Below are 12139 nucleotides of genomic sequence, written 5' to 3'. Positions count from 1 at the left end.
TAATCTCAGGAGATTTCCATGTGTAAGATTGATAAAATTATTATTCTATACTGTCATTCCTACAGCATAGTTTTCATATAGTTTTTTATAGTATCCGTTAAGTGCCATGAGTTCATCATGTGTCCCTTGTTCTACAATGGTACCATTTTCTACCACTAGTAGGAAGTCCGCATTTTTTATTGTAGACAAGCGATGGGCGATAACGATACTAGTTCGACCTTTGAGAAGAGTGTTCATCGCTTTTTGAACCTCTACTTCGGTGCGGGTATCTACGTTAGCCGTTGCTTCGTCAAGGATGAGAATGCTAGGATCGGCTAAGAAAGCCCGAGCGATGGTAATTAATTGGCGTTGACCTTGGGAGAGATCATCACCACCTCGGTTGAGCATCGTATCATATCCATTGGGTAATGTACGGATAAAGTGATCTGCCATGGCAAGCTTTGCGACATACTCAATTTCTTCACGTGTAGCATTTGGTTTGCTGTAGCCAATGTTATCGGCGATAGTACCCGTGAAAATCCAAGCGTCTTGCAATACCATTCCTACCGTATTATGTAAGCTTTCACGAGACAAATCCCGAATATCTACACCGTCAATAGTGATACGACCATTTTTAATGTCATAGAAGCGCATGATGAGATTCACTAATGTAGATTTGCCAGCTCCGGTAGGGCCTACGATGGCTACCATAGAGCCAGCTGGAATGTGAATATTAATATCCTTCATAAACACATTGGACGGTGTATAACCAAAATCAACATGCTCAAAATCAATTGTCCCCGTATGAGCTTGATTACTTGGTTGATTGGCCGTCATAGATGTGTTAGTACTAATAGCGTCTCTATCAGTTTTTGATGAGCTATTGGATAATGTCAATTTTCCATCATCAATTTCAGATGGGGCATCAATTACCTCGTAAATACGGCCTAAGGCTGCAGCGGTTTCTTGGAATTTTGTCATAATATAGGAACTACGAGATAGGGGGTCGGATACCTGACCTACATAGAGGAAGAATGCCTGAATATCCCCAATGGAAATGGACCCACGTAATACCATAAGACCGCCTTGAATAGCGACGAGGCAATAGGTAAATTGATTTAAAAATTTTACGAGAGGCTCTACAAGCTGACTGGTGAAAGCAGCACTTCGCATACTTTTAAATAGATTGTCATTCAGTATATTTACTTGGCGAGTTGTAGTCTCTTCTAGACCAAAGGTTTGAATAATTGGCTTGCCTACAACGATTTCTTCTATGCCACTGTTGAAAGCGCCTAATGCATTCTGATTTCTAAGATACACGCGGCGGGCTCGTTTAGATAGCCACGTTAAGCATACGATACCAATCAGTATGATGACGATGATGGATGTTCCCAAAATCGGACTGATCCAGAGCATCATTGCAGTGGCGCCGATGATTCCGATAATGGCGGACACGAGACCGGGCACACCTTCACCTATCGTTTCAGCAACGGCATCCAAATCAGAGGTTAGACGGCTTAGAAGATCACCACGTTGGTGATCGTGAAAGTATTCGATAGGCAATGAGTATAAGTGAGTACTCATGCGTGTACGCAAGGCGAGCACTGTTTTTGATCCAATAGAGGCCATCATGTATTCGCCGAAGTATGTGAATAAAGCATGACCTCCATAGATGGCAATAAGCCAGAGGATGATTGTATCAATAGAGGCGAATATGGTATTAATGTCTTGGTTTGTTTGTAATCCGCTAATAATAGCATCTACGACCTTGCCAAGTAATACTGGAGCTGATACCTCAAACATAGCTGCTGTGATAAGGGCTAAGATGAGTAGTGCTAGCCAACCCCATTGGCTTTTAGAATCGATCAGGAAACGACGTAATGGGTTCATGCTGTCACCTCCTGAGATGCTAAAATTTGTTTATATACGGTAGAGTTTTCAGCTAACTCATCATGAGTGCCATACCCTGCCACTTGACCTCTGTTGATGATTAAGATGTGGTCTGCCTTTTTTGCAGCACTTACCTTTTGCTCTACAGAGATGAGAGCGGGGCGATTGTCCTTTTGCAATTCCTCATGTAATACGGTGCGAACGGCACGCTCTGTGGTGCCGTCGAGAGCAGAGAAACTATCATCGAATATAAATAAATCTGGTTTGCGCACGAGCGCTCTAGCCATGGCAAGACGTTGGCGTTGACCTCCAGATAGATTAGTGCCACCTTGGGAGATGATATATTGGTAAGCACCTTCAAGGCGACTAATAAATTCATCCGCCTTAGATAATCGGCATGCATTTTCTATATCTTGAACTGAAATATCTTGGCTTGGTGCAGCACCGTAACGGATGTTCATTTCTACAGTCCCTGTAAATAAGTAGGCTTTTTGTGGGACATAACCGATGCGTGAGCGTAAGTCATCTACATTCCATTCATAGATGGATTTGCCTTTGAAGAGAATGTCTCCAGACTCAATGGAGAATAGGCGAGGGATTAGGTTTGTAATCGTACTTTTACCAGAACCAATATCACCCATAATAGCCAATGTTTCACCGTGATGAACGGTAAAGGAAATATTTTCTAAAGCCGGCGATTCTGCATTATCGTAACGGAACGTAACATTGCGAAATTCCAGAAGTGGAGTATCATCGTTTGCCGATGCCGATGCCGATGCCGATGCCGATGCCGATGCCGATGCCGATGCCGATGCCGATGCCGATGCCGATGCCGATGCCGATGCCGATGCCGATGCCGATGCCGATGCTGATGCCAAATCTATAAAATTTTTACTATCTTTTTGGTTAACTATATAATAGGTGTCTAAATTTGTATTTTTATTATATGGTTCAGGGAATGTATCAGAGTTTTCGTGTTCCAATAATTCTCGAATACGGGTGTAACATACGATAGCTTCGGGTATATCTATGATGACGAAAATAGCCATGAGCATACTTAAGAGGATAAGGTTAGCGTATTCAATAACGGCCATAATGTCACCTATTTGTAGGGATCCTATGCTTACGTTATAGCCTCCGAGCCAAAGGATAGCAACGGTACTCATGTTAAAGAGAATTAATATAGTCGGTAAACCAATAGCAAAGGTTTGGCGTAATCTTTTATTTAGTTGAGCTGTTTCTGTAAAAATTTCTATTTCTTTAGTATTTTCGTAATATCTTCTATTGAAAGCTCGTATAACAGGCATGCCCACAATATGATCACGTACCATATCGGTAATAGTATCTAGTTTTAGTTGTAACGCTTTAATAATAGGTAAGGCGCGACTTTCAATAAAGATTATGGTCAGTATCATGAATGCCATAACAGCGAGGATGACGAGACCTAGTTGCCAGCTCTTATAGAAGGTTAGTCCTAGACCAATACATATCATGAGAGGCATAGGGAGAATCATATTTAAACCTTCTCCTAGAACTGATTGAATTTTCTCAACGTCTCGGCTGGTCCGCATGAGTATGGTGCCTGTACCAAAGTGTGTAAAGTCGCGTAGTGAAAAGGCTTGTATAGCTTTCACCAAATTGTCGCGCAATACCTTGCCTATAGAGGCTGAAATATGAGCGCTCATAGCAACACCTAGGATGGCAGACGATACTGTTAATAGTGCAACGATAAGCATCGTTGCACTAGAGTTAGTAATCATCTCTAAATCACCATGGAGGACACCGTCATTGATGATGGTAGCTGTTAAGGTTGGTATATATAAAGTGCCTGCTACATTGAGTAACGAAAGAAGTGACACAATGATAATAGAGAACCATAAAGGTTTTATATAACTAGAAATTAACTTCATTTCAATCCTTTCGACATATCTTTCGATATATTAGTGATTTTCGATGTTTATATTATATTGTATAAAACCAAAAATATCTAGTAAAAACTATTACTAAAAGTTTAGTATCAATCAATAAGTATTATGACGAATATTATATTTTTACTAAAAATATTCTGCTATACTGTATTAGCAATTTTGCAGTTTTATTTTTAGTAAGGAGTGTTCCTAATGAAGTCGAATTGGAAATTATTCGCACCGCTTGTAGTAGCTATTCTTGTATGGCTCATCGGTGCGCCTGAAGGCCTTAGTCCAAATTCTTGGATTTATGTAAGTATTTTTGCAGGCCTCGTGGTGGGGTTGATTTTAGAACCAATCCCACCTGCTTTTATCGGTATCATTGCTGTTACCGTATCTATGTTATTTAAGGTTGGTCCAGCACCTATTGTAGACAAAGCAACTGGTGTAGCAAAGGCTATTACGGATGCTCAAGCTATCAGCTGGGGGCTTAGCGGTTTCTCTAATGCCATCGTGTGGTTGATATTCGCAGCATTTATGATCGGTATCGGTTATGAAAATTCTGGCCTTGGCCGACGTATTGCATTGTTCCTCGTAGCCAAGCTTGGAAAGTCCTCTTTAGGCCTTGGTTATGCCATTGCTATTACTGACCTTGTGTTGGCTCCATTTATTCCAAGTAATGCGGCTCGTTCTGGTGGTACGATTTATCCAATCGTATCCAGTATTTGTCCGATGTTCGATTCTTATCCAGATAAGAATCCTCGTAAAATTGGTTCTTATTTAAATTGGGTAGCATTGGCAACAACTTGTGTATCTAGTTCTATTTTCTTGACTGGTGCGGCGCCAAATCCATTGGCTCTTGAATTGTCTGCTAAGTCGGGTATCGTAGCTGCCAACTGGGGTACATGGTTCTTAGCATTCTTGCCAGTAGGTATTATTCTATTTATCATTACACCATTGTTGACGTATGTATTCTGCAAACCGGAGGTAAAAGGTTCCCCTGAAATTGCAGCATGGGCAAAGGATGAATATAAGAAATTAGGCTCCATGACACGCAGTGAAATCTTCATGGCCTTGATTTCTGTGTTAGCTCTTGTATTGTGGATTGGTGCTTCTACATTTAAAATCAACCCAACTACAACGGCTTTAATTGTTATTATCTTGATGATTTTTACTAAGATTATGACTTGGCAAGATTTCCTTGCTAACAAACCAGCATGGAATGTTTTGACTTGGTTTGCCACACTTGTGCCTATGGCTTCGGGGCTTAAAAATGTAGGATTCTTGGAATGGCTTGCTAAATCTGCAGGTGGTTCTTTAGTTTCTTTAGATCCAACAATGGCTGTTCTTGGCTTGTTATTAGCATTTTGCTTACTTCGTTACTTCTTTGCTTCTGGCACTGCTTATGTAACAGCTATGGTAGGTTTGTTTGCTACTCTAATTCTTCAGATTCCTGGTGTTGATCCAGCTCAAGTTATGTTGATTCTTTTAGTACCAATGGGGATTATGGGGATTCTTACCCCTTATGGTACTGGTCATAGCCCAATTTGGTTTGCTAGTGGCTATAATAAAGGTCCTGAATTTTGGAAACTAGGTGCTATCTTTGGGATTATCTACCTTGCTATATTCATTGTGGTGGGTATTCCATGGATTCAGTTCGTAATGCCACTTTTAGGATAGGCTTTCCGCCGCCATATGTCTCTCTGCGCTCCATTCGCTGCAAGTCGCTGGACAGACATATGGCGGCTTCTTCTATCTTAAAATAACAATACTCACTTTAGGAAAAGTAAGTCGAGCTTACAGAATACTACGAGTAGCTTTCTTTATATCCGAAAATGGAAAAACTCGATAGAGCTCGACAAATCTAAGAAAATAAATATAATATTGATGTGATAGTAAATATCTTTTTTGGGGTTTCTGATGGAGCTGGTTTATTATTATGTCTGCTACAGAGCGTGTTGTACAGTCGATTTTATATGAGTTAGGCTGTGTTATGATTGGCTGGTCGGTGATGCAGTTTGTTCCTCATGAGGGTCAGCCTCTTGCTTTGATGGTTATTTTTTCCTTACTGGCTATGGTTTGGAATTTTGTGTTTAACTGGATATTTGATAAACTAGTACCAGGTGATCGATTAGCACGAGGTCCTGTAATCCGTACAGTTCATGCGGTGTTGTTTGAAGGTTTGTTTATGCTTGCTACAGTACCGATTATTATGTACATGATGCATATGAGCTTTTGGATGGCCTTTGTTACAGATATAACGATGACATTAGTCATATTAGGTTATACGTATGTTTATAATTGGGTGTATGATCGGGCACGTTTATTATTTGTAGAAGCTTAGTTTTAATATATGAGGTAAGTACCTCTTGAAAAATCTATATCGTATAGTAGGAGGTTCTTATGTCTACAAAATCTATTACAGGTACAGGTCTCTTGTTGGCCGTTGCCTTATTGGCGCAAAGCTTGCGCCTCATGTTTCCATTTATTCCAAACCAGGTGAGTATGTTCCTCATCGGTTCCATTACATCTGCTACATTTGTGCTTGCAACGTGGCGCTATGGTTGGAAGAATGGTCTCGTCATCGCTTGGATTGCTCCGGTAGTGGCGCATTTACAAGGTATGTTACCGCTACCACCGTTCATTTTGATTACGGCTCTTGGTACGACTGCGTATGTATTCGTAGCTCATTGGTTACAACATAAACCAAAGGCATTGCTTATCATTGTGGCGGCTTTGGTAAAAGCTGGTGTACTTTTTGGAGGGTATTCCTTGTTCTTCTCCTTGTTCCAATTTCCACCAAAGATTGTAAATACCATGCTTTTCGTATCTAGTTGGCCGCAATTGGTAACTTCGTCATTAGGTATAATTTTGGCATTACTTATTACAAAACGCACTAAATATTAGGTGAACTTAACTTATAGTTATGACAACCCATTCAAAATATATATGACCTTTTAAGGGCACTCAAGACCTATGAGTGCCCATTTTTGTTGACCGTAATCATTGTCTACTTTTATAATTAATATATTGTATACAAATATGAGGAGTTGATAGGAATGAAATTTAATACAAAATGTGTTCACGGCAGTGGCAAACCAGATAGCACTGGAGCAATTTCCCCTGCAATCTATATGTCTAGTACATTTTCCCATCCAAAGTTGGGGGATACAACAGGTTATCAATATTCGCGCGAGTCTAATCCAACGCGCGACCGTTTGGAACAATTGATAGCTGGCCTTGAAGAAGGTACAGATGCATTGGCATTTTCCTCCGGTATGGCAGCTGTGGACGCAGTATTCCATCTATTCTCCCCTGGGGATCATATCATCTTGGGTGATGATTTGTATGGTGGCTCTATCCGCATGTTCACGAATATTTACGAGCAAAATGGTATCGAGTTTACGTATGTAGGCACTTCTGATCTTGATGCGGTGAAAGCAGCTTTTAAACCGAATACAAAGGCTGTATATATTGAAACACCAACAAATCCTATGATGGAGATAACCGATATTCGTGCACTTTGTGCATTGGCTCACGAACGCAATGCGCTAGTAATCATCGACAATACCTTCTTGAGCCCATACTTCCAAAAACCATTGACCTTGGGTGCCGATATTGTTGTTCATAGTGGTACAAAATTCATCGGTGGTCATCACGATGTAATTTCTGGTTTTACTATTGTAAAAGACGAAGAAATCGCTGCAAAATTGCGTTTAACATATAAAACCGTAGGTGCATGTTTATCTGCTATGGATAGCTGGCTCGTTATTCGCGGTGTAAAAACATTGGCTCTACGCATGGAGCAACATCAAAAGAATGCCATTGCTCTTGCTGAATGGCTAAAAAAACAACCAAAAGTAACTAAAGTTTTGTTCCCAGGCCTTCCAGAACATCCTGGTTATGAAATCAATAAAGCTCAAACAACAGGCTTTGGAGGCATGCTATCCTTTGAAGTAGACAGCGAAGAAACGGCTAAACAAGTATTAGAAGGTATTAAGCTTATTCAATTCGCTGAAAGTCTTGGTGGTACAGAATCCTTGTTGACATATCCTGTAACGCAAACACATCCAGATTTAAAACCGGAAGATGCTGAACGTAAAGGTATTACACGTCGTTTGTTGCGTTTATCTGTAGGGATTGAAGATACAGAAGACTTGATTGCAGATTTGGAACAAGCTTTTAATAAATAAAGGAGTTCCTATGGGACAATATAATTTTGATCAAATTTTAGATAGAACGCACACGAAATCTTTAAAATATGATTTTGCTGTTAAGTGCGGTAAACCAGCTGATGTGTTGCCATTCTGGGTAGCGGATATGGATTTTGAAATTCCCCCTGAATTGAAGCAAATTTTATTGGACCGCGTAAACCATGGTGTGTTTGGTTATACCGAGTCTGATGATGAGTATTTCGATGTGTTGAAAAATTGGTTCGCCACACGTTTCAATTGGACTCCAGAACAAAAATGGCTCGTTAAAACGCCAGGTATAGTATTTGCCTTGGCGATGGCTGTTCGAGCTTTCACCAAGGAGGGTGAGGGCGTGCTCATCAACCAACCGGTGTACTACCCATTTAGTATGGTTATTGACGATAACAATCGCCGTCTTATCAATGTGCCACTCATCAAAGGCGAAGAGAGATATACTATCGATTTTGAAGGCATTGAGCGAGCTATCGTTGAGGAAAATGTTACATTATTCCTCTTGTGTAACCCCCATAATCCGGTAGGACGCGTATGGACTGAGGACGAGTTGAAACGCCTCGGTGATATTTGTATTAAACATAATGTGCTCATTGTAAGCGATGAAATCCATGCAGATTTTGTATGGAAAGGTCATACGCATAAGGTCTTTGCCGCTCTTGGTGAAAGCTATGCAGAACACTGTATTGTATGTACAGCACCTAGTAAGACCTTCAACATTGCAGGCTTACAAGTAAGTAATATTTTCATTCCTAATGATTCCTTACGCCGCCGTTTTATCAAAGAAATCGACCGTGCTGGTTATAGCCAATTGAACACGATGGGGATTGTGGGCTGTGAAGGGGCCTACAAAGTAGGGGCTCCTTGGCTTGATGAATTGAAAGAATATATTCAAGATAATATTCAATTTACCATCGACTATGTAGCAAAATATATGCCAAAGATTCATGTATATCGTCCTGAAGGGACATATCTCATGTGGCTAGATTGCTCTCAATTGCCACTTAGCCCTAAAGAGCGAGACGAATGGATCATCAATGATGCCAAGCTATGGCTCGATACGGGATCTATGTTTGGCGTCGATGGGGAGGATTTTGAACGCATTAATGTTGCTTGTCCTCGTAAAATTTTAAAAGAAGGGCTCGAAGCTTGGCGTTGTGCCTATGAGGCGAGAGGTTTTTAACTAGCTTAGTTAAATTATTTAGATTAGGTTATCAAATTGTTTAGTGTGTAGAGGTGATATTATGCCTATTAAAGTAATAAAAAATTTACCGGCCATTACGAAATTAGCTCAAGAGAATATTTTCGTTATGGATACTGAACGGGCGGAGAATCAACAGATCCGACCTTTGCAAATTTTGCTAGTCAATTTGATGCCTACTAAAGAAGTGACGGAGACGCAAATTTTGCGTGCTCTCAGTAATAGCCCATTGCAAGTTAATTTAACATTGTTGCATACCGCATCTCGTAAGGCTAAAAATACAGATGAACAATATTTAGAAACCTTTTACCGCACCTTTGATGAAGTAAAAGACCAGTTCTTTGATGGTATGATTATTACCGGTGCTCCTGTAGAGTTAATGCCTTTTGAAGAGGTAGACTATTGGTCTGAACTCGTAGAAATCATGAACTGGGGCGAAGAACATGTATATTCGACCTTCTATATATGTTGGGGGGCTCAAGCTGGTTTATATCATCACTTTGGTATTAACAAATCTATTATGGATGAGAAATTATTCGGTGTTTATGAACACGATATTTATAATGATCGACCAGTGCTCATGCGTGGATTCGATGAAAAGTTTTGGATGCCACACTCTCGTCACACCACAGTTTCGTTGCAACAAATTAAGGAAAATCGTGACTTGGAACTTTTGGCTGGGTCTGAACCAACAGGTGCTGCTATCGTTCGTAGCTTAGATAATAAACATATCTTTGTATTTGGTCATGCTGAATACGATTGGGACACACTTAACCGTGAGTACGTGCGGGATATCAAAAAAGGTATGGATATTGCGGTTCCTGAAAACTACTTCCCAGATAATAATCCGAAACAACGTCCCATCGTGCGCTGGCGCTCTGTAAGTACACTTTTATTTACAAACTGGTTAAACTACTATGTATACCAAGAAACACCGTACATCATTGAACAAATCCAAAAAATGAAATTTGAACGGGATAAAAATTTAGGCGCTTACATCTAAATGTAAGTACTTATTTCTAATCTATTGATAGTACTATGTACCCCTAATTACTTCTAACATCTCTTAAGGGAGCTAGTTCTTTGGAAGTAATTAGGGGATTTTATTTCTCATAAATGACTTAGTTCGCTTTAGTGGTTTTGGTAAAAGCTTTTATCCTCCTTTGTCCACCATAGTTTAAAGTTATGGAGAAAAGAATATAAAAAATAGTAGACATAACTTTTAAAGCATAGTAATATACTAGGCATAAAGAACGAACTTAAAATATAGTTAATATAAAGGAGTTATTATAATGAGTAAACAATACAGATTTGAAACATTACAATTACATGCTGGTCATACGGTGGATCCAACAGGTTCTCGTGCAGTACCGATTTATCAAACTACATCTTTCGTATTTAAAGATGCTGAGGAAGCCGCAGGTCGTTTTGCATTGACTAATCCTGGTGGTATTTACTCTCGCCTTGGTAATCCTACTACAGATGTATTGGATGCTCGTGTTGCACAACTTGAAGGCGGTGCTGCTGGTATTGCAGTAGCATCTGGTTCTGCAGCGGTTACGTACTCTATTTTAAATGTAGCAGATGCTGGTGATAATATTGTTGCTGCATCCACATTGTATGGTGGTACTTATAATTTGTTTACTGCTACATTGCCTCGCTTGGGGATTCAAACTAAATTCGTAAATCCGGATCATTTGGAAGAATTTGAAGCAGCTATCGATGAAAAGACTAAAGCCGTTTATATCGAATCTATTGGTAACCCTGGTATTAATCTTATCGATGTACAAGCTATAGCTGATATTGCACATAAGCACAATATCATCTTGATCGTAGATAACACATTTGCATCTCCATACTTATTCCGTCCATTAGAACATGGTGCTGACGTAGTTGTACACTCTGCTACTAAATACCTTGGTGGTCACGGTACAACATTGGCTGGCGTAGTAGTAGAATCTGGTAAATTCGACTATAAAGGTTCTGGTAAATACCCTGGCTTCTCCGAAGGTGACGAACACTACAATGGATTAGTATTTGGTGATTTGCCAATCCCATTCACTGTAAAAATTCGTGCTCAATTACTTCGTGATACTGGTGCATGCATTACTCCACTTGCAGCATGGCAAATCTTGCAAGGTATTGAAACATTGTCCTTGCGCGTAGAACGTCACGTAGAAAATGCTCGTAAAGTAGTAGATTTCTTGAGCAAACATCCTAAGGTAGCATGGGTAAGCTATCCAGAATTAGAAGACAGCAAATACAAAGCATTAGCTGATAAATACTTCCCTAAAGGTGTTGGTGCAGTATTCACATTCGGTGTAAAAGGTGGTAAAGAAGCCGGTATTAAGCTAGTTGATTCTTTGGAAATCTTCTCCAATCTTGCCAACGTAGCAGATGCTAAATCTCTTGTTATCCATCCTGCATCCACAACACATGCACAACTTAACGAAGAACAACAAAAATCTGCTGGCGTAACACCAGATATGATCCGTGTATCCATCGGCCTTGAAAATATCGATGATATCATCGAAGACTTGGCACAAGCTTTAGATAAAGCATAATTTTCGTACCTCTTGTTTGGAAAACTATAGATCAAACCTTCAAAACTTACAAATGATATCCTCAAGCTGAACTTTGCTTAAGAAATAGAACACATAACTATCAAACCTATAAAACTTATGCAAAAGGCCTCCCACTGGGAGGCTTTTTTGTTATTAGTGTGTTGTTGTCTTTATAAGAATGAAATGTTGTGTAGGTGTAATACAACCTTGATAGAATGGGCATAAAAAGACCTTGGATTTAATGATCCAAGGTCTTTAAGGGAGTATAGTGTGTGTAACGTTTGGTCTGTGGTGTGTGCACAGACCGTTTTCCTATTGTGTGAGATAGGATGTTAGGGAGCCCGTGGTTAGTGTTACGGGCTCTCTGAGAGTGTGTTAGAGAGTGTATCCAAA

Annotated in this window: 9 protein-coding genes; 7 read left to right on the top strand and 2 right to left on the bottom strand. The window is 39.9% G+C overall.

Going from position 1 to position 12139, the window contains the following annotated elements; all coding sequences use genetic code 11:
• Positions 1–45: 45 nt before the first annotated feature.
• The gene (locus HMPREF0874_RS08080; protein WP_008602986.1) at positions 46–1869 is read right to left on the bottom strand and encodes an ABC transporter ATP-binding protein; all 1824 of its coding nucleotides are present in this window, start codon (positions 1867–1869) and stop codon (positions 46–48) included.
• On the bottom strand, positions 1866–3779 hold the full coding sequence (locus HMPREF0874_RS08075) for an ABC transporter ATP-binding protein (RefSeq protein WP_008602985.1): 1914 nt from the start codon (positions 3777–3779) through the stop codon (positions 1866–1868). The genes HMPREF0874_RS08080 and HMPREF0874_RS08075 overlap by 4 nt, the downstream gene beginning before the upstream one ends.
• Before the next feature lie 210 nt (positions 3780–3989).
• On the opposite strand from HMPREF0874_RS08075, the gene HMPREF0874_RS08070 reads away from it, so the two are divergent.
• From HMPREF0874_RS08070 to HMPREF0874_RS08040, 7 genes are all read left to right on the top strand, one after another.
• Positions 3990–5456 carry a DASS family sodium-coupled anion symporter gene (locus HMPREF0874_RS08070; protein WP_008602983.1) on the top strand — a complete coding sequence of 489 codons (1467 nt, stop codon included), beginning with the start codon at positions 3990–3992 and terminating at the stop codon, positions 5454–5456.
• Between the two features lie 259 nt (positions 5457–5715).
• Entirely contained in the window at positions 5716–6120 is a 405-nt protein-coding gene (locus tag HMPREF0874_RS08065; RefSeq protein WP_008602981.1) for a PACE efflux transporter, read from the top strand.
• 59 nt (positions 6121–6179) lie between these two features.
• Positions 6180–6683, top strand: a complete 504-nt coding sequence (locus HMPREF0874_RS08060; RefSeq protein WP_008602979.1) for a hypothetical protein — start codon at positions 6180–6182, stop codon at positions 6681–6683.
• A 152-nt stretch (positions 6684–6835) separates the two neighbouring features.
• On the top strand, positions 6836–7969 hold the full coding sequence (locus tag HMPREF0874_RS08055; protein ID WP_038125772.1) for a PLP-dependent aspartate aminotransferase family protein: 1134 nt from the start codon (positions 6836–6838) through the stop codon (positions 7967–7969).
• A gap of 10 nt (positions 7970–7979) precedes the next feature.
• Positions 7980–9164: a MalY/PatB family protein gene (locus HMPREF0874_RS08050; RefSeq protein ID WP_008602974.1), complete on the top strand. Its 1185-nt coding sequence runs from the start codon at positions 7980–7982 to the stop codon at positions 9162–9164.
• Between the two features lie 61 nt (positions 9165–9225).
• Positions 9226–10185, top strand: a complete 960-nt coding sequence (gene metA, locus HMPREF0874_RS08045) for a homoserine O-succinyltransferase (protein WP_008602972.1) — start codon at positions 9226–9228, stop codon at positions 10183–10185.
• 289 nt (positions 10186–10474) lie between these two features.
• Positions 10475–11746 carry an O-acetylhomoserine aminocarboxypropyltransferase/cysteine synthase family protein gene (locus HMPREF0874_RS08040; RefSeq protein ID WP_008602970.1) on the top strand — a complete coding sequence of 424 codons (1272 nt, stop codon included), beginning with the start codon at positions 10475–10477 and terminating at the stop codon, positions 11744–11746.
• Positions 11747–12139 lie beyond the last annotated feature (393 nt).

It is taken from the genome of Veillonella sp. 6_1_27, from assembly GCF_000163735.1.
GTDB lineage: Bacteria > Bacillota > Negativicutes > Veillonellales > Veillonellaceae > Veillonella > Veillonella parvula_A.
Note: the sequence above shows the minus strand (reverse complement) of the source record. Positions and strands in the feature narration are given on the sequence as shown.

Coding starts and splice junctions, on each gene's coding strand:
- HMPREF0874_RS08080 (WP_008602986.1), bottom strand. CDS start 1,869: ATGAACCCATTACGTCGTTTCCTGATCGATTCTAAAAGCCAATGGGGT.
- HMPREF0874_RS08075 (WP_008602985.1), bottom strand. CDS start 3,779: ATGAAGTTAATTTCTAGTTATATAAAACCTTTATGGTTCTCTATTATC.
- HMPREF0874_RS08070 (WP_008602983.1), top strand. CDS start 3,990: ATGAAGTCGAATTGGAAATTATTCGCACCGCTTGTAGTAGCTATTCTT.
- HMPREF0874_RS08065 (WP_008602981.1), top strand. CDS start 5,716: ATGTCTGCTACAGAGCGTGTTGTACAGTCGATTTTATATGAGTTAGGC.
- HMPREF0874_RS08060 (WP_008602979.1), top strand. CDS start 6,180: ATGTCTACAAAATCTATTACAGGTACAGGTCTCTTGTTGGCCGTTGCC.
- HMPREF0874_RS08055 (WP_038125772.1), top strand. CDS start 6,836: ATGAAATTTAATACAAAATGTGTTCACGGCAGTGGCAAACCAGATAGC.
- HMPREF0874_RS08050 (WP_008602974.1), top strand. CDS start 7,980: ATGGGACAATATAATTTTGATCAAATTTTAGATAGAACGCACACGAAA.
- metA (WP_008602972.1), top strand. CDS start 9,226: ATGCCTATTAAAGTAATAAAAAATTTACCGGCCATTACGAAATTAGCT.
- HMPREF0874_RS08040 (WP_008602970.1), top strand. CDS start 10,475: ATGAGTAAACAATACAGATTTGAAACATTACAATTACATGCTGGTCAT.